Below are 23,954 nucleotides of genomic sequence, written 5' to 3'. Positions count from 1 at the left end.
GAAAGCGCTGAAATGAGCCAGAAGCCGCATAAGTCCTCGAAGGAGCTGTTCGGCTGGCTGTGGCGCGGATACCTGCGCCATTACATCGGGCTGCTGGGCGTTGCCGTGATTTTCATGCTGCTGGAAGGCGCCACCATGGGGGCGCTCGGCTATATGATGCAGCCGATGTTCGACCTGGTGTTTGTCGCGGGCAACACCGATGCGCTGGTCTGGGTCAGCCTGGCGTTTCTGGCGATCTTCACCTTGCGCGGCGTGTCCAGCGTCACCCAGAAGGTGCTGCTGAGCAAGGTCTCGCAGACCTCTGCCGCGCATCTGCGCAAGGACATGCTGGCGCGTCTCATCCGGCAGGACCCGGCGTTTCACCAGCAGCACCCGCCGGGGCTGCTGCTGCAGCGGGTGCAAAGCGATGTGGGTGCGATCAACGCGGTCTGGCAGGCGGTGATCACCGGCGCGGGCCGCGACCTGGTGGCGCTGGTGGCGGTGCTGGGCGTGGCCTTCAGCATCGACTGGCGCTGGACCCTGATCCTGCTCATCGGCGTGCCGGTGCTGCTGCTGCCGATCGCCTCTATCCAGCGTTATGTGCGCAAGAAGGCGTCGCGGGCGCGGGATCTGGGCGCCGATCTGGCGACCCGGCTGGACGAGATTTTCCACGGCATCGTGCCGGTCAAGCTGAACCGGCTGGAGGATTATCAGGTCAACCGCTTTTCCGAGCGCACGGATGAGTTTGTCCGCTCCGAGGTGAAGGCGGCCTTTGGCACCTCCTCGATCTCCGGGATGACCGATATCATGGCCGGTGTCGGCTTTATGGCGGTGCTGCTTTATGGCGGCTCCGAGATCATTGCGGGCGAAAAGACCGTCGGCCAGTTCATGAGCTTTTTCACCTCGATCGGCCTGTCGTTTGAACCGATGCGGCGGCTGGCCAATATCTCTGGCGTGTGGCAGGGGGCGGCGGCGGCGCTGGAGCGGATCAAGGAGCTGCTGGATGCGCCGATCCTGCTGAGCGAGCCGGAGCATCCCAAACCGGCGCCGGAGGGCCTGCCGGCGATCAAGCTGGAGGGTGTCGACCTCAGCTATGGCGATGCGCGGATCCTGAACGGGCTGGCGCTGGAGGCGGAGGCGGGCAAGACCACCGCGCTGGTGGGCGCGTCGGGTGCGGGCAAATCGACCATCTTCAACCTGCTGACCCGGATGGTGGATCCGCAGGCGGGGTCGGTCACCGTCGGCGGGGTCGAGGTCCAGGATCTGAACACCGCCGATCTGCGCAGCCTGTTTTCGGTGGTGACGCAGGACGCCATGCTGTTTGACGAAACGCTGCGCGAGAATATCGTGCTGGGGCGCACTGATGTCAGCGACGAAGAGCTGCAGGCGGCGCTGGATGCCTCGCATGTGGCGGATTTCCTGCCCAAGCTGGAGCATGGGCTGGAGACACGGGTCGGCCCGCGCGGATCTGCCCTGTCGGGCGGCCAGCGGCAGCGGGTGGTGATTGCCCGGGCGCTGCTGCGCAACACGCCGGTGCTGCTCTTGGACGAGGCGACCTCGGCCCTGGATGCGCAGTCGGAGAAAGTGGTGCAACAGGCGCTGGACAAGCTGTCGGGCGGGCGCACCACGCTGGTGATTGCGCATAGGCTGTCGACCATCCGCAACGCCGACAAGATCGTGGTGATGGACCGCGGCCAGGTGCTGGACCAAGGCACCCATGATGAGCTGCTGGCCCGCGGCGGCATCTATGCCGACCTTTACCGGCTGCAATTCCAGGACGGCAAGACGGTGGTGGATACCACCAGCATCGCAGCCCAGGCGGAGCAGGTTCCCGATGGCGCGGCGGACAACGGCAAGGAACGCTGGTTCCGGCGCTTTGCGCGCAAGGTGTTCGGCTGAAAACCGGCCTTCGAATTTAGCGCTTAGGGCATCGCCCGCCCATGGGGGCGGCCGGGCGGAACAGGCTATTTGCTGTAAGACTTTGCCAGCCTTTCCGGGGCCACTCCGAGGAAGTACCGTATCAGCGTCCACAGGTTCCGCCCCCCGCGCCGCAGCCAGCCGGCCCGCTGGTAGCGCGCCGCGCTGGTCAGCGCCGCTGAAGGCAAGGCGGTCAGCCCCTTGAGACGGCGCACCAGTGCCACGTCCTCCATCAGCGGCTGATCGGGGTAGCCGCCCGCGGCCTCATAGTCTTGGCGGCGGATCAGCAGCCCCTGATCGCCATAGGGCAGCCCGAACAGGCGCGCGCGAAGGTTGGCCCAGCCGGCGACCCAGACGGGCAGCACCCCACGCGCCCGGAACCGCAGCCGGAAATAGGCGGGCCTGCCCTGCCCCTCCTGCAGGTGCCGCGCCACCGCAGCGGACCAGCCCGGTTCCAGATGCGTGTCGGCGTGCAGCACCAGCAGCCAATCGCCCTTGGCCGCCGCGCAGCCTCGGCGCAGCTGGCCGCCGCGCGACGGCGCGCCGCTGACCCATTCCGCCCCGGCGGCCTGGGCGATGGCGCGGGTCTCATCGGTAGAGCCGCCGTCAGTGATCACCAATTCGCGGATCAGCCCGGCGCCCAGCCCCTCCATCAGGTGCTCCAGGCAGGCGGGCAGCTCTTGTGCTGCGTTCAGGGCGGGGATCACGATGCTGACCGGCGCGGGCATGGGTATTTCCTATGCGGTTTTGCTGTTTTCTTCCGCCCTGCTTCCTATATCACTGGGCCAGGCAGTAAAACGCCCCAGAGGCACACAGGAGATAAGACATGAGCGACCGCCGCATCCTGCGCGTGAGTGGCAGTGACGCCAAGAGCTTCCTGCAAGGGCTGGTCACCAATAACGTGGATAAGCTGAGCGATGGTCTGGTCTATGCCGCGCTCTTGACGCCGCAGGGCAAGTACATTGCGGATTTCTTCCTCGCCGCCGAGGGCGATGCGGTGCTGCTGGACGTGGACGCCGCGCTGGCCGAGGGCTTGCTGAAACGGCTGAACATGTACCGGCTGCGTGCCGATGTGCAGGTGGAGATGACGGATCTGCAGGTGAAGCGCGGCACCGGGGAGGCTCCGGAGGACGCGCTGGCTGATCCGCGCCATGCAGCGATGGGCTGGCGGATGTATGGGCTCGAAGGCGGCGATGACGGCAGTGACTGGGACGCGATCCGGGTGGCCCATTGCATTCCCGAAACCGGCGCTGAGCTGGGGCCGGACAGCTATATCCTGGAAGCCGGGTTTGAGGGTTTGCACGGGGTGGATTTCCGCAAGGGATGTTATGTCGGCCAGGAAGTGACCGCGCGGATGAAACACAAGACCGAGCTGCGCAAGGGCTTCCGCACCGTGCAGGTCGAGGGCAGCGCGCCTGTTGGCACAGACATCACCGCGGACGGCAAGCCTGTGGGCACGCTGTTCACCCAATCGGGCGGGAGGGGCATCGCCTATCTGCGGTTCGACCGCGCCAAGGGGGAGATGCAGGCAGGAGACGCCCGCGTTACCTGGCAGCCGTGAACCGGCTGGCGAAGACGGTTCTGTCCCTTCTGGGCGCGGAGGTGTCACGCGCCCGCCCGCTGCACGGCGGCGACCTGTCGGAGGTGCAGCTTCTCTCCTTGAGCGATGGCCGCCAGGTGGCGGCCAAATCCGGTCCGCTGGTTGCGGCGGAGGCCGCTATGCTGCGCGCGATCCGGGCCGCGGGCGCGCCTGCGCCGGAGGTTCTGGGGATTGCCGGTGATGTGCTGCTGATGGAAGCGCTGGAGGAGACCCCTTCCAGCACGGAGGGGTGGCAAACGCTGGGCCGCGCGCTGCGGCAATTGCATTCGGCGGAAGGCCCGCATTACGGCTGGCCGGAAGACTATGCCTTTGGCCCGGTCGCAATCCCCAACACGCCGCTGCGGGCCTGGCCGGAGTTCTGGGCCGACCTCCGCCTGCTGGCCGCCCCGGACGCCCTGCCCCGTGATCTGCGGCTGCGGATTGAAGCGCTTTGCAAGCGGCTGCCGGAGCTGCTGCCCGCCGCGCCGCCTGCCGCCCTGCTTCATGGCGATCTGTGGACCGGGAACGTTCTGTTCAGCCATGCCGCCGCCTATCTGATCGACCCGGCCTGTTACTGGGGCCATGGCGAGGTGGACCTGGCGATGCTGCATCTGTTCGGCACGCCGCCGGCCGCGTTCCACGAGGCCTATGGCGCGCTGGAGCCGGGGCATGAGGCGCGCTGGGCCATCTATCAGCTGTGGCCCGCGCTGGTGCATCTGCGGCTGTTCGGCGCCGGCTACCGCGGGATGGTGGAGGCCCGGCTGGCGGCCCTGGGTTTCTGACAAGCCTCTGTTCACCTGATTGCGCTAGGGTCGCGGGCAGAATTGCTGAAAGGGTATTTGATGCGACTGGTGTTTGGCATGTGCCTGACCACGCTGGCGGCCTCCCCGGCGCTGGCGGAGTATTGGAGCTACAAGGACTGGCACGCGGCTGTGGAGCCGCATGTGACGGAGCAGGATAGTTACCTGACCTGCCGCGCCTGGACCGGCGGCGATGGCGACCCGATCCTTGCGCTGGAGGTGTTCTCCGGTGATGCGGGACCGCCCGCGTTCTACCCGATGGCGCAGGTGCAGGAATACGCGCCCCGGCACTACCCCACGCTGATGCAGCAGGGCGGCACGGTGGATTTCATCTTTGATTTCGACCGGACGTTCTCGGTCGCTGCCGGGATCAATTCCTGGATCAATGAGGAAGGGCTGGCGGAAGCCGAAAGCGTGCTGCGGTTCCAGGATCACCTGCCGATGCTTCAAGCCATGAAACAGGGACGCTGGGTGGAAATCTGGGCGGGCAGCGAGATGTTCTATGAAGCCTCGCTGAGCGGCTTTACCGCGGCCTATGGCAAGATGATGGATGAATGCGGGTTCAGCCTGGCGCTGCCTGCAGGGTGAACCGGCAGCTTGCCCACGCAAAAGTTTTCAGAAAACTTTTGCCTAAGACTTTTCAGAAAAGTCTTAGGGGTTCCGGCAGGAACGGAAAAAGCCGCCCCCGAGGGAGGGCGGCTTTCTGCTTTCCGGGGCGCGGCCTGGATCAGGCGCGCTCGGAATATTCCATGGTCTCGGTGTTGACCACGATCATCTCGTCCTGGCCGACGAAGGGCGGCACCATGACCTTGACGCCGTTGTCGAGGATCGCCGGTTTGAAGGAGTTCGCCGCGGTCTGGCCTTTGACGACCGGCTCGGTCTCGACGATCTTGCAGGTCACTTTCTGCGGCACGGTCGCGTTCAGCGCCTCGGACTCGTAGAATTCCACCACAATGGTCATGCCGTCCTGCAGGAACGGGCGGCGGTCGCCCAAGAGGTCCGCGGGCAGCTCGATCTGCTCATAGGTTTCGGCATCCATGAACACCAGCATGCCGTCGCTCTCATACAGGAACTGCTGGTCCTTCTGCTCCAGGCGGACGCGCTCTACCTTGTCCGCCGAGCGGAAGCGCTCGTTCAGCTTGGAGCCGTTGCGCAGGTTGCGCAGCTCGACCTGGGCAAAGGCGCCGCCCTTGCCGGGTTTGACGTGATCGACCTTCACCGCCGCCCACAGGCCGCCGTTGTGTTCCAGAACGTTGCCGGGGCGGATTTCATTGCCGTTGATCTTGGGCATGAGAAATGCCTTTCAGATGGTTGATGAATTCTTACCAGCCCCTATATCTGGCGGGCTTGGCGCTGGCAAGACAAGGATCTGGTATGGAATGAGTGAGAAAAGGTATGCGCAATTTGCATGAAAGCTATGCATCTGCGCCCTATCCGAATCGTCACAATTCCGCCATAAGCAGCGCTACGCCGAAAATTGCAATAGCAAGAACAACAAGGGATACGAGATGCGAGATTTCGTAGACGGCACCGCTTATAACAACGAGCAAGGCAACCGCGCCCGCAAACTGTTTGCTGCCGTGGTCCTGGCCGCACTGGATGACGCCATCGCCGACGACAAGAAATACGGCAATGGCCCGGAGCAAATCGCCCGCTGGGCGCGCTCGCGCGATGGCCGCGAAGTGCTGTCCTGCGCCGGTATCGACCCCAACGAACGGGTGGTCGAAGGCCTGATGGAATTCGTCGGCCGCGGGGTACGGACCTCGGTTGCGCTGTCGCGTGAAGAGAGCGAGCGCCGCAATGCCGCACAGGCTGAAGCCGCCTAAAGGCTGCTGCCTGCATTGCTGAAAAGCGCGCCCCTTCGGGGCGCGTTTTTCTTTTGCCCGCGCGGGTTTCCCCTGCGTCACCCAGTCGCCCCCGGACAGCGTGCCGACGGTTCCGGCGCAGCCGTTATGGACGGCGGCGTCTAACCTGCTATGCAGGCCCCAGAAATGCGGGGCGCAGGCAGGGAGCTGGCAGCAAGATGACACGGGCGCGTTCGATCATGATCCAGGGCACCGGCAGCAATGTCGGCAAGTCACTTCTGGTGGCAGGGCTGGCGCGCGCCTATGTGCGGCGCGGGCTGAAGGTTGCGCCGTTCAAGCCGCAGAACATGTCCAACAACGCCGCCGTCACCCCTGAGGGCGGCGAGATCGGCCGTGCCCAGGCCTTGCAGGCGCGCGCGGCGATGCGGGCGCCGCATACCGACATGAACCCGGTGCTTTTGAAGCCGGAGACCGATACCGGCGCCCAGGTGATCGTGCAAGGCAAGCGCCGCGGCACCCAAGGCGCGGGTTCGTTCATGCGCGACAAATCCGGCCTGCTGGAAGCGGCGCTGGAGAGCTACCGGCGGCTGGCGGCGGACGCGGATCTTGTGCTGATCGAGGGCGCGGGCTCGCCTGCCGAGACCAACCTGCGCAAGAATGACATTGCCAACATGGGCTTTGCCTGCGCGGCGGAGGTGCCGGTGGTGATTGCAGGCGACATCCACCGCGGCGGGGTGATCGCCCAGATCGTCGGCACCCACGCGGTGCTGGAGCCGCAGGATCTGGAGCGGGTCGTGGGTTTTATGGTGAACCGCTTCCGCGGCGACCTGAGCCTGTTTGACGGCGGCCGCGATGACATTGCTGCGCGCACCGGCTGGCCCTCGCTTGGCGTGGTGCCATGGTTCTGGGACGCCTGGAAACTGCCGGCCGAAGACATGATGGACATCGCCTCGCGCCAGGGCGGCGCCTGCAAGGTGGTGGTGCCGCAGCTGGAGCGGATGGCGAATTTCGACGACCTGGACCCGCTGGCGGCGGAGCCGGAGGTGACGGTGGAGATCGTGCCGCCCGGCCGCGCCCTGCCCGGCGATGCGGATCTGGTGATCCTGCCCGGCAGCAAGTCGACTATTGGCGATCTGGCTTATCTGCGGGCGCAGGGCTGGGACATCGACATCCTCGCCCACTACCGCCGCGGCGGCCATGTGCTGGGCCTGTGCGGCGGCTATCAGATGCTGGGCAAGACCATTGACGATCCCGAGGGCGTCGACGGGCGTCCCGGCAAGGTTGACGGCCTGGGCCTGTTGGACGTGCACACGGTGATGGCGGGCGAAAAGCGCGTCACGCTGACCGAGGCAGTCACGCGGGAAGGCAACCTGCCGGTGAGCGGTTACGAAATTCACATGGGCCGCACCACGGGCGCCGACTGCACCCGCGCCTGGCTGAGCATCAATGGGCGGCCCGAAGGGGCCGCCTCTGCCGATGGCCGGGTGAAGGGGTCTTATCTGCACGGGCTGTTTTCTTCGGATGCCTTCCGCGCCAGCGTCCTGGCTTCGCTGGGGCATGAGAGCCAGGCCGGCTACGAGGATGGCGTGGACGAGACGCTGGACAAGCTGGCAGAGCATCTGGAACGCTACATGGACCTGGACCAGCTGCTGCAGCTGGCGCAGCCCGTCCGGTTCTGACCACAGGCGGAGGCGCTCCCGCGCCCGCCGGCCACCGCTGGCTGCCGCCAGCACCGTCCGCGGCCTTGGGCCCGGCGCCGCGCTCTGCGCGGCGCCGGGCCCAACGGGCGGAAGGCCTTTTCAAAAGCCGCCCGCCGGGCGGGAGCCCGCCTCTGCCAGCCTCAGCCGTAAAGGCGGTTCTGATCCCGCTTGTCCGAACAGGCCAAATGAAAAAGGCACGCGCGGGGCGTGCCTTGGTGGAGATTACTGCAACCGACTTTTCTGGCCGATCGCCGTCAGGCTTCAGAGCAGGTCATGCGCCGCCAGCGCCCGGTGGATTTCCCGCCGGACCAGCTTGCGGACATTGCGGGTGATCCGCTCGCCCAAGGGGCCCTGAAGCTCTTCGCGCACGATGCTGGCAACCAGATCGCGCAGGCCGTCCTCGTCGAGATAGCTGTCGCCGGTCTCTGCCAGCGTCTCCAGGGCCGCGCCGGTGAAGGCGGCCTCCACCACCGTTTCCGCCGGGTCTGCTGCGGGCGCAGTGTCCGGCCCTGCCGGCTGAGGCCTGCCGGACCGTGTTTCGCCGGCGTCTTCCGCATCTTCCGCGCGCTCAGGGCGGAAGTCCGCATCGCTGATTGCAGCCTCGCCGTCTGCCGGCGCGGCGGAGCGGGCGGGTGCCGGTTCGTCGCGCCATTCAATGGTATCCACCAGCGTGGCGGCAAAGGGTGCTTCGGTCTTGCTGTCAGGCTCCCATTGCTGCTGGTCCTGATCCCGCGCGCCGGTGCTGCGCGCCTCCAGCTCGGCGATCTTGCGGACCACCGAGGCTGCGCGGGCACCCGCGGTGCCGCCGGCCTGGTCCTCCGCCGGAATTTCGCCCGCGGCGATCTTCGTGCCCGCCTTCTTCGGCGGCGTACCGGAGGCCGCAGAAAACAGAGTGGCGGCGGGGTCGGCCCAGGGGGCCGCCGTCTCTGCACTGCCGGTCTCTTCCGCCTCGCCGGTTCCGGTTCCGTCCTGCCGGGTGCCGTCCAGGTCAGCAGGGCCGGTGTCGTTAACGCCGGCGCGGTGGCGGAAGGCAATAGCCGGTTCCGCTGCGGGCTCCTCTGACGCCGCCTCTTCGCGCGCATCATCCGTGGACCGCTCTGCCGCCGGCAGGGCCTCAGGCGTCTCATGCTGAACATCCGGGGCGGTGCCCGGCGCCACCTGCGAGGACGCTTCGGCCAAGTACGGCGCGTCCTCATCCAGGCCGGGGCTGCCGGCCGTGTCCGGGCTGCGGGGTTCCGGTTCCTTAACCCGCAGCGCAGGCGTCAGCACCAGCTTGGCCGCCGGTTCCGGAGCCGCGGGCTCGCCACGGCTGTCTTCGCTCACCAGGCGGCGGATTGAGGACAGCACATCTTCAATCTCAGCATGGGTAACTGGATCGGACATTTTATAAACCACTCTTGCCTCTTACCAGAGAGTGTAGCCGCGTTCCCGCCACCACACAACAGATAGGATAAACTATCAGTTGCGCCCCAAGGCCTTGAGCACCCGGTCCAGATCCTTGCCGCGCTTGCTGCGGTGCGCGGGGGCGTCCTTGACCAGGTTGTAGTAAAGCGTCGGGTCATAGATCTCCACCGCCAGGCCCAGATGCTCGGCGGTCAGCAGGCCCTGCGACTGCAGCAGCTGATAGGCCGCAATCGCCTGGTTGGCGCGGGCATTCACCTGCTCCGTCTGCGCGTCGAGGTATTCCTGCTCTGCCTGAAGCACGTCGAGGGTGGTGCGGGCGCCCAGGGTGGCTTCCTCGCGGATGCCGTCAAAAGCAACCCTGGAGGCGCGCACGCGCTCGCCCGAAGACACCAGGCTGGCCCGGGCGGTCTCAACATTAAAGAAAGCTTCGCTCACCGCCTGCTGGACGGCGCGCTGGGTGTCGATCAGCGCTCCGCGCTCTGCATCGGCGTTGGCAATGGCCCGGCGCCGGACCGCGGCATTGCGGCCGCCGGCATAGAGTTGCTGGCTCAGCGTGATGCCGATGCTGGAGGAATTGGCCGCCCCGGCCCCGTCCTGCACGTCTTCGCTCACGCCGGCGCTTGCCTGCAAGTTCACAGTCGGGCCAAGGCTCGCGGTTGCGGCAGCGACCTGATACTCCCGCGACTTGACGACGTGCTGCTGCGACAGCAGATCCGGCTGGTTCCGCAGCGCCACAGTCTGCGCCGCGCCAAGCGAAACGCGCTGGCGGGGCAAGGCCGGCTGGCCGGCGATAACGCCGGGTGCCCGGCCGACGACCTGCTGGTAGGTTGCCTTGGCGGTCAGCAGGGTGCCCTCGGCGTCGGTCAGGCTGGCACGCGCGCCGGCAACGCGGCTTTCGGCAAGGGCCACGTCGGTACGGGTGACTTCGCCGACTTCAAACCGGTCCTGCGCGGCCTTAAGCTCTTCCTGCAGCAGACGCAGGTTGTTGCGGCGCAGGGCGACGTTTTCCTGCCCCTGGAGAACGCCGACATAGGCCTGAACAGCCCGGAACAGCACCGTCTGCTCCACGCTCAGCAGGGCCTGCCGGGTGGCCAGCACGATTTCCTGAGCTGCCAGCTTGTCCAGGCGTGTGGAGCCGCCGTCATACAGAAGCTGCGTCAGTTCCAGCTGGGTGGACAGGGTGTTGCGCGTCTGGTTGAGGTTCACCTCGTTATAGGAGTTGATTGCGTTCACCGTCCACTGGACCAGCGGCCGCAGCCGGGACACGGCAATCGCGACGTCTTCATCCGCGGCCCGCAGCAGCGCCCGGTTCTGCTCCAGCAGACCGCTGGTTTTATAGGCGCCAATCATGGCGTCGGACAGGTTGTCCGCGGCCGCCTTGAGCGGCATCAGCGCCGTGGCGGCAACTCCGCCGGCAAACACAAAAGCCTTAAACACACTCGCCGGGAATTTCTTATGCATCGGTTGCCTTTTATATTGCCGCGCCGCCAGCCGCGGTGAGTTGTCCCTGATCAGGCGCCAGAGTCACCGGCGCCCGGCCTCTCCCCATTATCAGCGGCCCCGCCCCGCCGGCCGCCGTGCCTGACCTGTGCGGTCAGAGCGCGAATTCGCGCGCAGCAGCAAACCCGGGCAGCACCGGCGCAGCGGCGTTGAAGTCGAACCGCCAGGAAATCCTGCCGCCGCTCTTGTAGCCGATCTTGACCTCGCCCAGCGCGCCGTTCATCATCAGCGCCGCGATCCGGCCGCCGTCCTTGAGCTGCGCCAGCAGCGGCGCGGGCAGTTCTTCAACCCCGCCCTGCACCAGGATCACGTCATAAGGCCCGTGTTCCGCCGCGCCGTCTGCCAGCGGGCCCACGTGCACAATCGCGTTGTCGGCGCTGATTTCGGACAGCATCGCCTGGGCGTCGGCGGCCATGTCCTCGTCTTCCTCGACGCCGATCACCATCTGCGCCACCCGCGCCGCAACCGCGGTGGAATAGCCCAGCCCGCAGGCCACATCGAGCACCAGCTCATCGTTCTGGATATCCAGCGCATCCAGCATCTTGGCCAGGGTGCGCGGCTCCAGCAGCACGCGGCTGCCGCCGAGGCTCACATTCTGGTCGGCATAGGCGGCTTCGCGCTGCGCATCCGGCACGAACTGCTCGCGCGGGACCGCCAGCATGGCTTCGATGATCGGGTATTTGGTGACATCCGACGGGCGGATCTGGGTATCCACCATCATGCGGCGGCGTTCGGCGAAATCAGGCATCTGCTAAACTCATGTGTTCAGTCTGTTACAGCAGGTTGTGGCACATCCCGGCAGGCACGGCAACGGGGCCTTTGGCGCGAGGGCCGCAACTGGTGCAGCGCTGCAGCGGCGCCGCGCCGCTGAGCACGCCGCAAACAGCAGCAGCCAGCGGGCCGGGCGGCCGCTGGCTGTGATAGATTTATGGTTTCCGGCGGCTGCGGGCGGCCGGCGCCCTGCCCCGGCTAGAGAGCGCAGCTTTTGCAGAAGGGCGAGGCCGGGCGCTGGTCCAGCCAGTCGTCGCCGATATCGTCGCCGCAGATCTGGCAGAAGCCATATGACCCCTCGCGCAGGCGCGCCAGCGCGGCGTCGATGCGGCGCAGCTCGTCCAGGCTGGCCTTGGCCGGCACCCCGATGGCCGGCGCCGGCGCCCGCTGCAGCCGGGGCGCTGCATACGCCCCCTCCATCCCAAGCCCGGCCTGTGACAGAATCCCTGCCAGCTCCGTCCGGCGCACCTCAAGCGTTTGTTTTCTGGTGGAAAAGTCCATAGTACATACCCTCCAGCTCAATTTTCGCGCAACTTGCCGTGAGGCCAAAGCTATAGCCTTGATCCAGATCAAGATACTCGCGATTTTCGGGGATTGCACTACCCTATAAGTTGCGAATTTTTTGTAAACCCCTGTTGCGCCGGAGGCTGCGGCTCAGCCGGCCCCTTCCGCCGCGCAGGTCTTGCAAAGGGGGGCCGCGGGCAGCAGGTCCAGACGGGCGTCGGAAATCATCTCGCCGCAGGAGGCGCAGATGCCGTAGGTGCCCGCCTTGATCCGGGCCAGCGCCGCATCAATCCGGCGCAGCTCGTCCAGTTCCGCATTGCCGAGGCTTTCCAGCACCTCGTCGCCCTGCCGCTCGGAGGCGCGGTCCTCCCAGTCCTTGGGCATCGGCGCGTCCAGCGTGTGCTCAACCTCGCTCAGATGCCCGGTCAGTTCAGCCCGGCGCGCCTCCAGCGCCTGTTTGCGGGTGGAAAGATCCATGATGTCTGCCTCCTGTTTTGTCCTGCGCAGCGTAGCCCGGCCCCGGCCGCCCGGCCTTGACTTGGCTCAAGCCCCTTGCCTGCCCCGCAAATCCGCTGGCCCGCAAATCCGCTGGCCTGAGGCGGGGCGGCTTGCTAGACATTTGCCAAAGGGTTTGAGCAGAGATGAGGAGCCTTCGACGATGATCCGGATTTTCACATGTGCGCTGATGCTGCTGGGCCTGGCGGCCTGCGAAACCACCAAGGGCGCGGGGCGCGATATTTCCAAGGCAGGCCAAGCGATCAGCGGCGCCGCGCAGGACGTGCAGGACAGCTTCTGAGCGGCTGATGCGAAGACTGTGAGGACGCCCGGCCAGCCGCCGGGCGTTTTTGTTTGGGCTGCGGGGCCTCAGATCCCCAGCATCGCTTTGGCCTCGGCCAGGGTCTCGACCGAGGCATCATGATCGCCCGCGTCATGCAGGCTTTGACCCTCGTCGCGCAGTTCCTGAACGGTTGCCAGGTCTTCTTCCGACAGTTCTGTGCCTGCGGCCAGCGCGGCGTCGATGGCGGCAATGTCGGCGGGGCATTGCCCGGCCAGAAGCGGCGACGCCAAGAGGGTGATCGCGGCGGCCAAAGTCAGGTGTTTCATGGTGTTATCCTCCCCAGATGAACGGGGTTTAGGATAGCATGGAACGGGTGCGGTTTCAGGCAGGAGTTGCGCAGAGGCCGCGGATGGGCGGAGAGTGGCGCATGGGGTGCGGTGGCGGATGGTGGGCAAGATTGCCTACCCTACAGTGTTTGATCAGAACGCGGAGGGCAGCGCCCGGCCCGTCGGGGTGGGAAGCGAAGCGCCCGCCCCGTGGGGGGCGGGACGGGCGCTGCCCGGCCTTGCGGCCGGGCAATATCATAACCTAACAAGACGCGAATCTAGCCAAGTTTGAGTATAGGATTGTATCTGCGACTCTTATCCGGCAAAAATGCACACCATTCCGGGACAATGTTTAGTACACCAAACCATTCAACAGGAAAAAAATGGACAAACGCTTTCAAGTTTTCGTCAGCTCAACCTTCTTAGACCTAAAGGAAGAACGCGCGGGAATTACTAAGGCCATTTTGGATTTGGGTCACATTCCCGCTGGAATGGAGCTCTTTCCCGCTTCGCCGACGTCTCAACTAGACTACATCAAGAGGATAATAGATGACTGCGACTATTATGTTCTTGTCGTAGGAGGCCGATACGGAAGCATTGACGATAACGGACTTAGCTACACAGAACAGGAGTTTGAATATGCCTTATCAAAACAAATACCTGTTCTTGCTTTTGTACACAGCGACATTGGGAAGATTAAATCTGAGAACGTTGATCACGAAGAGAACAAGAAGAAAAAGCTTGAAGCTTTTCGCAAGCGTGTATTGTCAAACAGGGTCGTTAAACTTTGGGAAGACTTGAACGACCTACAATCGAAAGTGATCGTTTCGCTAACTTCGGAGTTTCGAGAAAATCCAAGGGTAGGCTGGAGAAGAGATGACCTGCCCCCCGCAAAATCCCTCACCATGAAGTAGAGTCTGCCCAACCTATGTAGGAGCAGACGAATGCGTAAGAGCCGTTTCACCGAGGCGCAAATCATTGGGATGATCAAAGAGCAGGAAGCCGGGATGCCGACAGCAGAGGTGTGCCGACGGCACGGCCTGAGCCCGGCGACCTTTTACAAGCTGAAGTCCAAATATGGCGGCATGGAGGTTACGGAGGCCGCGCGGCTGAAGGCGCTGGAAGATGAGAATGCCAAGCTGAAGCGGCTGCTGGCAGACACGATGCTCGACAACGTGGTTTTGAAAGACCTGCTGGGAAAAAGCTGACGACACCGAAAGAGCGGCGAGAGGCAGCGCTCACTGCGATGCGGGATCACGGCATCTCGCAGCGCAGGGCCTGCCGGCTTGTCGGTGTCGACCCCAAGACGGTCCGGCGCGAACGCCCGCCCGACCATCCCGAGATCCGCCAGGAGATGAAAGAGATCGCTGGCAAACGCCGCCGGTTCGGCTACCGGCGGATCGGCGTGCTGCTTGAGCGCAAAGGCATGATCATGAACCACAAGAAACTCTACCGGCTCTACCGCGAAGAAGGCCTTGCGGTAAGGAGGCGGCGGGGCCGCAAGCGTGCCCGGGGCTCGCGAACGCCGATGCCTGAAGCCACGCAGCCCAACCAGCGCTGGTCCCTGGACTTCCTGGCGGATAGCTTCGGCGCGTCGCGGAAATTCCGCATCCTGGCCGTGAATGATGACTGCTGCCGGGAAAACCTGTGCCTGGCCGCGGACACCAGCATTTCAGGAGAGCGCGTTGCCCGGGAGCTGGACGCGCTCGTCCGGATCTACGGGAAACCCGCTTGCATTGTCAGCGACAACGGCACGGAATTCACCAGCCGGGCAATCCTGAAATGGGCCGACAGGAACGGCGTGGATTGGCATTACATCGACCCCGGAAAACCGCAGCAGAATGCCTTCATCGAGTCGTTCAACGGCAGCCTGCGGGACGAGCTTCTCAATGAAGAGCTGTTCGATACCCTGGACGATGCCCGCCGCAAGCTGGCGCTGTGGCGCTACGATTACAACAACGTCAGGCCCCACTCTTCGCTGGGGAACAGAACGCCAAAGCAAGCGCGGCAGGCGCTTGAGCTATTTGAGGGTTCCGCGCCCGCCGCGCTTGCCAAGCCCGAAACCGACGACTACCAAAATCAAACCCGCAGACTCTCCTCATGAGCGAGGGACCAGCGGGGGGCAGGTCAGAGACGATGGTTCGATCTCGAACGAGACTCAAGAACAACTCGACAAGATCAAGGCTTCACGTGACCACTGGTTGAGCAGCCTTCGCGAATCTGAGGCAAAACTCAAGGCTTATGAAGCATTAGAAAATGCAAAAGTTGAGATCAGATTTGAATCTGACGACGGCCCTCGCTCGGTAGAAGTACACGCAGGCAATTTAATCAAGGAGTTTGCGTTCAGGCTTCAACATGGGCTGAACCCGGAAGATATTAGCGACGGACTGTTTTCACTCATTCAACACAAGTTTGATGGAAGAGTAACGTCTATCAACCGGGAATCGGTTAACAATGCGGGTCTATTCTTCGAAGTTTTTGAAATTGCAAAACGCAATGAAAGAACTCTAACGATCGCTCCGGGTAAAAAGTGGCTTCTGAAGGCCGCGTTCACCCCATTTGAACAAATCATTGCCGAGGCGTCAGGAGGCTATGGGGGCTACGGTTCATATGACGACGAGATACCCTTCTAGGATTGCTTAAAAGCCCTATGCGGTACTCCTCGCTGATCAAAGCATCACCGTAACTTCGATTTTGTGATAGGGCCTTCGCTGAACGCCCATGCGCGGGCGCGGAATCGGTTGCGCCAGCCGTTGCCGACTAGCTTTTCCTCATCCCAAAGGACAGCGCCCGCCCGTGGGGGCGGATCGGGCGTTGCCCGGCCTTTCGGCCGGGCGGGACAGTGGCAATCGCCGGAAACAGAAAACGGGGCCGAGGCCCCGTCTTGCAACCGTTTGAATAGGTCTCGTTTCCGCCGCAGAACGCTGGGGAGCGGGCACGCAATTGGCTGCGCCAACCGCTTTCGCCCGCGCGCCCTCGAAAATGGCCAGCCTCAGCTGTCCATTTTGAGGGCGGAAATGAACGCCTCTTGCGGGATGTCCACCTTGCCGAACTGGCGCATCTTCTTCTTGCCCGCTTTCTGCTTGTCGAGGAGCTTGCGCTTCCGGGTGGCGTCGCCGCCGTAGCATTTGGCGGTCACGTCCTTGCGCAGGGCAGACAGGGTCTCGCGGGCGATCACCTTGCCGCCGATGGCGGCCTGGATCGGGATCTTGAACATGTGGCGCGGGATCAGCTCCTTGAGCTTCTCGCACATCGCGCGGCCGCGCATCTCTGCCCGGTCGCGGTGGACCATGGTGGAGAGCGCATCGACCGGCTCGTCATTCACCAAGACCGACATCTTGACCAGGTTGTCCTGGCGGTAGCCGGTCATCTGGTAGTCGAAGGAGGCATAGCCCTTGGTGACCGATTTCAGGCGGTCGTAGAAGTCGAAGACCACCTCGTTGAGCGGCAGGTCATAGACCACCATGGCGCGGGAGCCGGCGTAGGAGAGGTCCATCTGGATGCCGCGGCGGTCCTGGCAGAGCTTCAGCACGTCGCCAAGGTATTCGTCGGGCACCAGGATGGTCGCCTTGATGCGCGGCTCCTGAATGTGGTCGACCTTGGACGGATCGGGCATGTCGGCGGGGTTGTGCAGCTCGATCATCTCGCCGGGCACATTGTCCTTGCCCTTCATGTAGACGTGGTAGATCACCGATGGCGCCGTGGTGATCAGCTCGATGTTGTATTCGCGTTCGATCCGGTCGCGGATCACCTCCAGGTGCAACAGGCCCAGGAAGCCGCAGCGGAAGCCGAAGCCGAGGGCGGCGGAGGTCTCCATTTCAAAGCTGAAGGACGCGTCGTTCAGCGCCAGCTTGTCGATGGCGTCGCGCAGGTCCTCGAATTCGGCTGAATCGACCGGGAACAACCCGCAGAACACCACCGGCTGCGCGGGTTTGAAGCCCGGCAGGGCTTTTTCAGTGCCGTTGCGGTCGTTGGTGATGGTGTCGCCGACGCGGGTGTCGCGCACCTGCTTGATCGAGGCGGTGAGGAAGCCGATCTCGCCCGGGCCCAGTTCGTCCACCACCTGCATGGCGGGGCGGAACACGCCGATGCGGTCGACGTGGTGCAGGGTGTTGTTCGACATGAACTTGACCCGCATGCCTTTCTTCAGCACGCCGTCCATGATGCGCACCAGGACGATCACGCCGAGGTAGCTGTCGTACCAGGAGTCGACCAGCATCGCCTTGAGCGGCGCGTCGCGGGTGCCCTGCGGTGCCGGCAGGTGCTGGACAATGCTTTCCAGCGTTTCGCGGATGCCCTGGCCGGTCTTGGCCGAAACCTGGATGGCGCCGGTGGCGTCAATGCCGATCACATCCTCGATCTGCTCCGCCACCCGGTCGCAGTCGGAGGCCGGCAGGTCGATCTTGTTCAGGACGGGGACGATCTCATGATCCGCATCAATCGCCTGGTAGACGTTGGCCAGCGTCTGCGCCTCCACCCCTTGGGTCGAGTCGACCACCAGCAGCGAGCCCTCAACCGCGCGCATGGAGCGGGAGACCTCATAGGCAAAGTCGACATGGCCGGGGGTGTCGATCAGGTTCAGGACATAGGTCTCGCCGTCATCGGCCACATAGTCGATGCGGACGGTGTTGGCCTTGATGGTGATCCCGCGCTCGCGCTCGATGTCCATGGCGTCGAGCAGCTGTTCCTTCATATCGCGGTCCTTCACCGTTCCGGTCTCCTGGATGAGCCGGTCAGCGAGGGTGGATTTGCCATGGTCGATGTGGGCGACGATGGAGAAATTGCGGATGTGAGCGAGGTCAGTCATGCTCAGGCATATGATTTGGATTCGGGGTTTGGTCAAGGTGGATTGGAGAGAGTTAATTGACTGAAGACAATCTACGTAGTTGGCTACAAGACTTACCAATACTCGGCGGTGACCTTATTGCTGTTAGGAAATTTCTCGCCCTTCGCACAGCTTTGCGCGCTCTACCGGTCTTAGCATCTTCCGCTTCAGGCACAGATAGCGTTCTGTTGGAGGGGCTTCGAACTGTTCTAACAGCACTAGTCCTCGCCACCGATACCAACATTCCGTCAAAGTCAAAAGGTCTAAGACTTCAAAACTACATCTCAGGCGCCCACGAACTAAGCCAGCGCATCGACCTAAAGACCGTAGGTGCAAGTCGAGTAGAATGTGCGATGCTGGCGATAAGGAGCTGTGCACTTCAGATTTCCAACTCAGCGAAACACTTTGGCAGCTGGCACCAAACTATCCTTTGGGCATCGCGAAGCCTAACTTCCGAACCGGAAGTGCCGCAAAGCTCTCCTGACAGCTACTTAATCAAGGAGGTCGCATCGGACACCGAGATGTACCGCAAGTTTGACCGCCTAATTCACAATGTTGAATATGAGAACTTCGAGAGTGCCCTCTGGCAATTTCGCGAGAACAAAAGACACGAAGTATTCTTGCAGTTCCTTTTTGAGCCGTTTCTTGTCGCGGAATTTGGACCGTTTTGGTCGTCCTGGTACCAAGGCTTCCTTGATGGACGGCCTCTCGACTGGGACCTCCAGCGTAGAGTAGCCCTGATAGACGACCAAATCTGGGAAGCCGGCCCCGAAGCCGTCGCCGCCGAAATCGAGCGCATCAAGGCAGAGTTCCTCTCCGAAAAGCTGCCGATGGCCGAGACCATCGAGCTGAACCCGGAGACGGGCAAGTTCCGCACGGTTCCCATCCCGGTGGAGAACGCACCCTATATGTCCGCCCTGCTGTCGCAGATCAGCGACGCGCTGGAGGATTGCTTGGGCGGTCACAACGGGCTGTCTGAACGCTCGGGCGATGTGAAGAAGCTCAACCGGGTGCTGACCAAATACAGGGACGACCCGCAGAATGCGGAGCTGACCCTGACCCGGGTGGCGGGCAGCCTGCGGGCGCAGCTTCATGACAGCCGGGAGCTGCCGGACAATGAGGACAACCTCGCTCTGCTGAACGCGGTGGAGGAAGGCGTGCGGGGCATCCGGGCCAATCATCCGGAGGTGGCTGCCAACCGCGAACAGCTTGCCCAGCAGGCGTTTAAGGCGCTTGCGCCTGAAGACAAGCAGTTGCTGGAAGAGGCCCTGCCCTTGCTGACAGCCATCAGCGAGCCGGAGCTGGCAGATGATTTCGCGCAGGACATTCCCGAGTTGACAAACGATGCCCGGCTGCCACTGCCAGACGGAGCGCCACCCTTGCCGGGGGCTGATGCGGCTACGCGGGTTTTCAGCCGCCTGTCCAAGATGGCTTTGCTGCAGGAACAATACGGCAAGCTCACACGCAAAGGCGCCGAATGGTTTGACAGCGATACACGCAAGACCGTGCAGCTAGCTGGTTTGGTTGGTGGCGGAGCGATTGCAGCAGGGGTTAACTTCGGACCCAAACTGCTTGAACTTGTACAAATCGGCCTTCGCCTGCTCGGCGTCCTCTAGTTTAACTCCCGCCCGGCGGCACCGCCGGGCAGCGCCCGATCCGCCCCCACGGGCGGGCGCTTCGCACCCACCCTCGGATCGGACGCTGCCCTCCGTTTTGCTGCACGGCCTTTGGTCCCTGCCCTCCGCGCTTCATCTCCCGAACCCCTCAAATTCGCCCCGTTCCCTGCACGCCGCCCCGAAATGCGCTATACTCCATGCGTACCGCGAGACGCGCGACCCTCTGGTGGGTGACACAGCAAAGGAGGACGACCCGCATGGATGCAATCAAAGCCGCTGAGTATGCCCGCGCGCTCTACAGCGCGCATGGCGACAAGGCCGAGGCCGAAGCCGCGCAGAAAATGCGCCAATGCGAAGAGGCCGGCAAGGACGCCGAGGCCGCAGACTGGAAAGCCGTGCGCCAGGCCGTGCGCGCCATGCGCGGGCCGAACCAGGCTTGAGCACCAAGCAGCTGGAGGGCCGCAGCACGCGGCGCTCCAGCCCCCCAGCCCTCCCCTGAAACGTCCCGTTTACCACGATTGAAACGGATCCCGGCTTGCGGCATAGTAGTGTCAATTCCGCGGGCGGCAGACCCGCTTGCCAAAAACGGGGCACGAGCCAGATGAAACACCTCCTGACAGCCGCGCTTTGCGCAGGATTTTTCGCTACCCTGGCCCCCTCCGGGGCCGAAGCGGGCGCCATTGAGCGCGCCTGCCGCCAGTCGGACCGCACCGCCGCGACGCCGTCGTTGTGCAACTGCATCCAGAAGGTGGCCAACCGCAGCCTGACGCGCTCGGAGCGCAAGACCGTCTCCAAGTGGTTCGGCGACCCGCACCAGGCCCAGGTGGTGCGCCAGTCCAGCAACCGCAGCGATGAGCGCCTGTGGCAGCGCTACAAGGCGTTTGGCGATCACGCCGCCCGCAGCTGCGGCTGAGCCGATCCGCTTCCGGACTTGAGCGAAGGCGCCCCCCTCGGGCGCCTTTTTGCTGTTTTCAAGTGGTTCGGCGACCCGCACCAGGCCCAGGTGGTGCGCCAGTCCAGCAACCGCAGCGATGAGCGCCTGTGGCAGCGCTACAAGGCGTTTGGCGATCACGCCGCGCGCAGCTGCGGCTGAGCCGTTCCGCTTCCGGACTTGAGCGAAGGCGCCCCCTCGGGCGCCTTGTTGCTGTTTTGATGCATTGCCGCTGCGGCATTTCCGCTGGGGGCGAAAGACCTCTCTCCTGCCCCCCTTGACCGGACCGCGGCAACGCGGAACAAACGGCGCAAGGTATTGGAGCAGTTAGATGTTGATCAAAGGTGTTACCCTGCGCGGGCTGGAAGTGTTTGAGGCCTTGGCCAAGACCGGCTCAGTGGCGCAGGCGGCGGAGCTGACCGGCCTCAGCCAGCCTGCCGTCAGCCAGCAGATGCGCAACCTGGAAAAGGCGCTGGACAGCGAGCTGATCGACCATGGCCGCCGCCCGATGGTGCTGACCGCGGCAGGGCGCAGCTTTCTGGCGCGGACCGAGGCGGTGCTGGGCGAGCTGCGGCTGGCCCAAAGCGAGCTGACGGTGATGGACCTGACGCACCTGCAGGCGCTGTCGATCGGGCTGATTGATGACTTCGACAATGACCTGACGCCGCGGCTGGCCACCATCCTGGCCGACAGCCTGACCCAGTGCCGGTTCAAGATGATCACCGCCTCCAGCCACGACATCATCCGCGCGCTGGAGGCCCGCGAGCTGCATATCGCCGTCGCCGCCACCGCGGGGGGCTTGCACGAGGGGCTGGTGGAATACCCGCTGGTGCGCGACCCCTTCATCCTGGCGGCACCGCGCGGCGCGGTGTCGGACGCGGCGCAGGCGGCGGAGCAGCTGCGGGACCTGCCGTTCCTGCGCTATGCCCGCGAGCAGCTGATCTCGCAGCAGATCGAGGGGCTGCTGGCGCGTCAGAAACTGGAATTCGAGGACCGGTTCGAGGTCGGCTCGCACCTGGCGCTGATGGCGATGGTGGCGCGGCGGATCGGCTGGGCGATCACCACGCCGCTGGGCTACATGCGCGCGGGCCGCTTCCACGACCAGATCGACGCCTTCCCGCTGCCGTTCGGGGAGATGTCGCGGACGATCTCTCTGTTCACCGCCGCCGACTGGGCCGACCGGGTGCCGCGCGACGTGGCTGAGACCGTCCGCCGCCTGGTGCAAAGCCAGATGATCGACCCGGCGGTGCAGCAGCTGCCGTTCCTGGCGGGCGGCTTCCGGGTGATCGCGGAGTGAATTAAAGCGCCGCCTTGAGGCCCTTGGCGGCCTGTTCGATCAGGTCCAGACAGCCATCGAAATCGCGTGTGTAATAGGGGTCCGGCACATGGTCCGCGCCGGTTTCCGGCGCGTAGCCGGTAAACAGGCGCACCGGGGTTTCATTGCCTGCCGGGCGCAGCGCTTCGATATTGTCCAGATTGCTGGCGTCCATCGCGATGATCAGGTCGAATGCCTCGAAATCCGCGCCCCGGAACTGCCGCGCGCGCAGGTCCGAGATATCCAGCCCGCGCGCCCGCGCCGCCGCCTGCATCGGGCCGTAGGGCGGCTCCCCCACGTGATATGAGGCGGTGCCGGCACTGTCGGTCTCCGCGTCCGGGCACAGCGCGCGGAACACGCCTTCGGCCGCCGGGGAGCGGCAGATGTTTCCTAGGCAGACGAACAGAATACGGGTAGGCATGGGCAAGCATACGGGTAGGCATGGGCAAGCGGCTCCTTTGAATGGACGCAGTGATAGGAGGTTCCGGGACAATGGGAAAGAGGGCGAAGATTGTCATCCTGACTGGCGCCGGGATTTCCGCCGAAAGCGGGCTGGGCACCTTCCGCGACGAGGGCGGGCTCTGGGCGCAGCACCGGATCGAGGACGTGGCGACGCCGGAAGGCTTCGCGCGCAATCCGGATCTGGTGCACGGCTTCTACAATGCGCGGCGGGCGCAGGCTGCAGAGGCGCAGCCCAACCCGGCGCATCAGGCTCTGGCGCAGCTGCAGGCGGAGCATAAGGGCGAGGTGATGATCGTCACCCAGAACGTGGACGGGCTGCATGAGGCCGGCGGGGCCGCGCAAGTGCTGCATATGCATGGCACGCTGTCAGGCGCGCTTTGCGCCGCCTGCGGCCACCGCTGGCTGGCGCCGCTGGAGATGCGGACTGGCCAGCCGTGCCCCGCCTGCGCCGCGCCTGCGGGCCGCCCGGATGTGGTCTGGTTCGGCGAGATGCCGTATTTCATGGAAGAGATTTACGCGCATCTGGCAGAGGCGGATGTGTTCGCCGCCATCGGCACCTCGGGCGAGGTCTACCCGGCGGCGGCCTTTGTCGACGAGGCACGGGCGGCGGCGGCCCATACGGTGGAGCTGAACCTGGAACCTTCTGCCACCGGCTCCCGCTTCGCCGAGCGCCGCTTTGGCCCGGCCAGCGAGATTGTCCCCGCTTGGGTGGCGGAGCTGCTGGGCTAGCCGCAGGCGGAAAAAAGCCCGCCGCAAGGGCGGGCTTTGGGCGCGAAGGAGGGCTGCAGCGCGGCCTGACGCCGCGCCCGCCCTGCCTTAGCGGATCAGTTGGAATGGCCGGAGTGATCCATGCTTCCGTGGCCCTCGGCCTTGCGCTCCAGATCGACCGGCACGTCGATCTCGATCTCGCCGGCCTTCTCGAACACCAGCGTGACCTTCACCACGTCGCCATGGTTCAGCGGCTGGTTCAGGCCCATGAACATCACATGGTCGCCGCCGCGCTTCAGCATGTGGGTTTCGCCTGCGGGCACGGCAAAGCCTTCCTCCACGTGCATCATCTTCATGACGCCGTCATCGCCTTCCTTATGGGTGTGCAGCTGCACTTTGGCGGCCACGTCCGAGCGCACGCCGATCAGCTGGTCGTCGGCTTCGCCCTTGTTCATGATCTCCATGAAGGCCGCGCCGGCCTTGGCGGTGGGCGAGGACACCCGCGCGTACTGGTCGTGCACCATGATCATGGCGTCGCCTGCAAAGGCGGAGGTGGCAAAGGCAGCGGCAGCGGCGGCTGCAAAGACAGCAGACTTCAGGGACATTTTCAGTCTCCTCATACTTGGGTTTTCAAATTTCAGATGGGTAAAGGGGGTGGCCGGTCAGGCGGCGGCCGGCGGCGCCCGGGCGCTGGCGCGCAGGAATTTCTGAACCGATGCCAGTGCAGCCACCTGCCCCGCAACCGCTTCGCTGCAGGCGATGACCGGCAGCATCAGCCCGGTGTGCTGCGTGACCGCGTCCAGAACATGCATGACGCAGTCGGGGCAATTGTGCGGCGGTTTTACCGGCTGGCCGTCGCTGTCCACATAAATGGTGGCAGGACCGGTGCCGGTGCAGATCACCATTTGGCCTGCAGCATCGCGCTCCCCCTGCCGGGCGGCAGCGCTGTGCGCCGTCAGGGCAACCGTCAGGGCCAGAAACAGGCCAAGCCATATGCGCAGAATGCGTGTCATCTCCGCATGGTATGCCCGCTG

General features: G+C 64.3%; 28 protein-coding genes. 16 read left to right on the top strand and 12 right to left on the bottom strand.

The features are described 5' to 3' along the window. Positions 1 to 12: 12 nt before the first annotated feature. On the top strand, positions 13 to 1,878 hold the full coding sequence (locus AC5STI_RS01155; protein WP_495447715.1) for an ABC transporter ATP-binding protein: 1,866 nt from the start codon (positions 13 to 15) through the stop codon (positions 1,876 to 1,878). A 65-nt stretch (positions 1,879 to 1,943) separates the two neighbouring features. Here AC5STI_RS01155 and AC5STI_RS01150 read toward each other — a convergent pair whose 3' ends face one another. Further along, positions 1,944 to 2,624 carry a TIGR04283 family arsenosugar biosynthesis glycosyltransferase gene (locus AC5STI_RS01150; protein WP_495445288.1) on the bottom strand — a complete coding sequence of 227 codons (681 nt, stop codon included), beginning with the start codon at positions 2,622 to 2,624 and terminating at the stop codon, positions 1,944 to 1,946. A gap of 98 nt (positions 2,625 to 2,722) precedes the next feature. On the opposite strand from AC5STI_RS01150, the gene ygfZ reads away from it, so the two are divergent. From ygfZ to AC5STI_RS01135, 3 genes are read left to right on the top strand one after another with little or no spacing between them, the layout of a single operon-like run. Further along, positions 2,723 to 3,457 carry a CAF17-like 4Fe-4S cluster assembly/insertion protein YgfZ gene (ygfZ, locus tag AC5STI_RS01145; protein ID WP_495445287.1) on the top strand — a complete coding sequence of 245 codons (735 nt, stop codon included), beginning with the start codon at positions 2,723 to 2,725 and terminating at the stop codon, positions 3,455 to 3,457. Continuing rightward, entirely contained in the window at positions 3,454 to 4,257 is an 804-nt protein-coding gene (locus AC5STI_RS01140; protein WP_495445286.1) for a fructosamine kinase family protein, read from the top strand. Before ygfZ ends, AC5STI_RS01140 begins: the two co-directional genes overlap by 4 nt. Positions 4,258 to 4,317: 60 nt before the next feature. After that, positions 4,318 to 4,863 carry a hypothetical protein gene (locus tag AC5STI_RS01135; protein WP_495445285.1) on the top strand — a complete coding sequence of 182 codons (546 nt, stop codon included), beginning with the start codon at positions 4,318 to 4,320 and terminating at the stop codon, positions 4,861 to 4,863. A 139-nt stretch (positions 4,864 to 5,002) separates the two neighbouring features. On the opposite strand, the gene efp is transcribed toward AC5STI_RS01135, so the two are convergent. Further along, a complete protein-coding gene (gene efp, locus AC5STI_RS01130; RefSeq protein ID WP_420395470.1) occupies positions 5,003 to 5,566 on the bottom strand; it encodes an elongation factor P in 564 nt (187 codons plus the stop codon). Positions 5,567 to 5,783: 217 nt separating this feature from the next. Between efp and AC5STI_RS01125 the strand changes: the two genes are divergently transcribed. Together AC5STI_RS01125 and AC5STI_RS01120 are read left to right on the top strand one after the other, a co-directional pair. Then, entirely contained in the window at positions 5,784 to 6,101 is a 318-nt protein-coding gene (locus AC5STI_RS01125; RefSeq protein ID WP_065270891.1) for a DUF6280 family protein, read from the top strand. 197 nt (positions 6,102 to 6,298) lie between these two features. Beyond that, a complete protein-coding gene (locus tag AC5STI_RS01120; protein ID WP_495445284.1) occupies positions 6,299 to 7,759 on the top strand; it encodes a cobyric acid synthase in 1,461 nt (486 codons plus the stop codon). 282 nt (positions 7,760 to 8,041) lie between these two features. Here AC5STI_RS01120 and AC5STI_RS01115 read toward each other — a convergent pair whose 3' ends face one another. The 5 genes from AC5STI_RS01115 to AC5STI_RS01095 all read right to left on the bottom strand — a co-directional run bounded on the left by AC5STI_RS01115 (position 8,042) and on the right by AC5STI_RS01095 (position 12,436). Beyond that, positions 8,042 to 9,163: a hypothetical protein gene (locus tag AC5STI_RS01115; RefSeq protein WP_495445283.1), complete on the bottom strand. Its 1,122-nt coding sequence runs from the start codon at positions 9,161 to 9,163 to the stop codon at positions 8,042 to 8,044. A 75-nt stretch (positions 9,164 to 9,238) separates the two neighbouring features. Further along, entirely contained in the window at positions 9,239 to 10,645 is a 1,407-nt protein-coding gene (locus tag AC5STI_RS01110; RefSeq protein WP_495445282.1) for a TolC family outer membrane protein, read from the bottom strand. 133 nt (positions 10,646 to 10,778) lie between these two features. After that, on the bottom strand, positions 10,779 to 11,432 hold the full coding sequence (locus AC5STI_RS01105) for a protein-L-isoaspartate O-methyltransferase family protein (RefSeq protein WP_475050822.1): 654 nt from the start codon (positions 11,430 to 11,432) through the stop codon (positions 10,779 to 10,781). A gap of 221 nt (positions 11,433 to 11,653) precedes the next feature. Continuing rightward, complete coding sequence (locus AC5STI_RS01100) at positions 11,654 to 11,956, bottom strand: TraR/DksA family transcriptional regulator (protein WP_495445281.1); 303 nt, start codon at positions 11,954 to 11,956, stop codon at positions 11,654 to 11,656. Positions 11,957 to 12,109: 153 nt separating this feature from the next. After that, entirely contained in the window at positions 12,110 to 12,436 is a 327-nt protein-coding gene (locus AC5STI_RS01095; RefSeq protein WP_259944836.1) for a TraR/DksA family transcriptional regulator, read from the bottom strand. 181 nt (positions 12,437 to 12,617) lie between these two features. On the opposite strand from AC5STI_RS01095, the gene AC5STI_RS01090 reads away from it, so the two are divergent. Further along, complete coding sequence (locus AC5STI_RS01090) at positions 12,618 to 12,755, top strand: entericidin A/B family lipoprotein (RefSeq protein WP_008557432.1); 138 nt, start codon at positions 12,618 to 12,620, stop codon at positions 12,753 to 12,755. Between the two features lie 68 nt (positions 12,756 to 12,823). Here AC5STI_RS01090 and AC5STI_RS01085 read toward each other — a convergent pair whose 3' ends face one another. After that, on the bottom strand, positions 12,824 to 13,063 hold the full coding sequence (locus AC5STI_RS01085; protein ID WP_475050818.1) for a PA2433 domain-containing protein: 240 nt from the start codon (positions 13,061 to 13,063) through the stop codon (positions 12,824 to 12,826). A gap of 383 nt (positions 13,064 to 13,446) precedes the next feature. On the opposite strand from AC5STI_RS01085, the gene AC5STI_RS01080 reads away from it, so the two are divergent. From AC5STI_RS01080 to AC5STI_RS01070, 3 genes are all read left to right on the top strand, one after another. After that, positions 13,447 to 13,977: a DUF4062 domain-containing protein gene (locus AC5STI_RS01080; RefSeq protein ID WP_495445280.1), complete on the top strand. Its 531-nt coding sequence runs from the start codon at positions 13,447 to 13,449 to the stop codon at positions 13,975 to 13,977. A 30-nt stretch (positions 13,978 to 14,007) separates the two neighbouring features. Then, a protein-coding gene (locus AC5STI_RS01075; protein ID WP_495445279.1) for an IS3 family transposase occupies positions 14,008 to 15,167 on the top strand; the annotation gives its coding sequence in 2 pieces (ribosomal slippage) (positions 14,008 to 14,266 and positions 14,266 to 15,167; 1,161 coding nt in all). Then, positions 15,112 to 15,696, top strand: a complete 585-nt coding sequence (locus AC5STI_RS01070) for a hypothetical protein (RefSeq protein WP_495445278.1) — start codon at positions 15,112 to 15,114, stop codon at positions 15,694 to 15,696. Before AC5STI_RS01075 ends, AC5STI_RS01070 begins: the two co-directional genes overlap by 56 nt. A 359-nt stretch (positions 15,697 to 16,055) precedes the next feature. On the opposite strand, the gene lepA is transcribed toward AC5STI_RS01070, so the two are convergent. Further along, entirely contained in the window at positions 16,056 to 17,870 is a 1,815-nt protein-coding gene (gene lepA / locus AC5STI_RS01065) for a translation elongation factor 4 (protein ID WP_495445277.1), read from the bottom strand. 539 nt (positions 17,871 to 18,409) lie between these two features. Between lepA and AC5STI_RS01060 the strand changes: the two genes are divergently transcribed. From AC5STI_RS01060 to AC5STI_RS01040, 5 genes are all read left to right on the top strand, one after another. Then, positions 18,410 to 19,504, top strand: coding sequence for a hypothetical protein (locus AC5STI_RS01060; protein WP_495445276.1), 1,095 nt, complete (start codon positions 18,410 to 18,412; stop codon positions 19,502 to 19,504). Between the two features lie 257 nt (positions 19,505 to 19,761). Next, a complete protein-coding gene (locus AC5STI_RS01055; protein WP_475050810.1) occupies positions 19,762 to 19,944 on the top strand; it encodes a hypothetical protein in 183 nt (60 codons plus the stop codon). Positions 19,945 to 20,105: 161 nt separating this feature from the next. Then, positions 20,106 to 20,417, top strand: a complete 312-nt coding sequence (locus tag AC5STI_RS01050; RefSeq protein ID WP_495445275.1) for a hypothetical protein — start codon at positions 20,106 to 20,108, stop codon at positions 20,415 to 20,417. 18 nt (positions 20,418 to 20,435) lie between these two features. Then, the gene (locus AC5STI_RS01045) at positions 20,436 to 20,597 is read left to right on the top strand and encodes a hypothetical protein (RefSeq protein WP_495445274.1); all 162 of its coding nucleotides are present in this window, start codon (positions 20,436 to 20,438) and stop codon (positions 20,595 to 20,597) included. 169 nt (positions 20,598 to 20,766) lie between these two features. Beyond that, complete coding sequence (locus AC5STI_RS01040) at positions 20,767 to 21,732, top strand: LysR family transcriptional regulator (protein WP_490398125.1); 966 nt, start codon at positions 20,767 to 20,769, stop codon at positions 21,730 to 21,732. 1 nt (position 21,733) lies between these two features. Here the strand turns inward: AC5STI_RS01040 and AC5STI_RS01035 are convergent, their stop codons facing one another. Further along, on the bottom strand, positions 21,734 to 22,171 hold the full coding sequence (locus AC5STI_RS01035; RefSeq protein WP_495445273.1) for a low molecular weight protein-tyrosine-phosphatase: 438 nt from the start codon (positions 22,169 to 22,171) through the stop codon (positions 21,734 to 21,736). A 71-nt stretch (positions 22,172 to 22,242) separates the two neighbouring features. Here AC5STI_RS01035 and AC5STI_RS01030 point away from each other — a divergent pair, with 71 nt between their 5' ends. Continuing rightward, the gene (locus AC5STI_RS01030; protein WP_495445272.1) at positions 22,243 to 22,941 is read left to right on the top strand and encodes an NAD-dependent deacylase; all 699 of its coding nucleotides are present in this window, start codon (positions 22,243 to 22,245) and stop codon (positions 22,939 to 22,941) included. 95 nt (positions 22,942 to 23,036) lie between these two features. Here the strand turns inward: AC5STI_RS01030 and AC5STI_RS01025 are convergent, their stop codons facing one another. After that, on the bottom strand, positions 23,037 to 23,525 hold the full coding sequence (locus AC5STI_RS01025) for a copper chaperone PCu(A)C (protein ID WP_495445271.1): 489 nt from the start codon (positions 23,523 to 23,525) through the stop codon (positions 23,037 to 23,039). A 57-nt stretch (positions 23,526 to 23,582) separates the two neighbouring features. Beyond that, positions 23,583 to 23,933, bottom strand: a complete 351-nt coding sequence (locus AC5STI_RS01020) for a DUF2946 family protein (RefSeq protein ID WP_495445270.1) — start codon at positions 23,931 to 23,933, stop codon at positions 23,583 to 23,585. Positions 23,934 to 23,954: the final 21 nt, after the last annotated feature.

This window comes from Leisingera sp. CC-HEC096 (assembly GCF_059429235.1).
The sequence above is the reverse complement of the archived record's forward strand: the minus strand, read 5'-3'. Positions and strand labels throughout refer to the sequence as shown.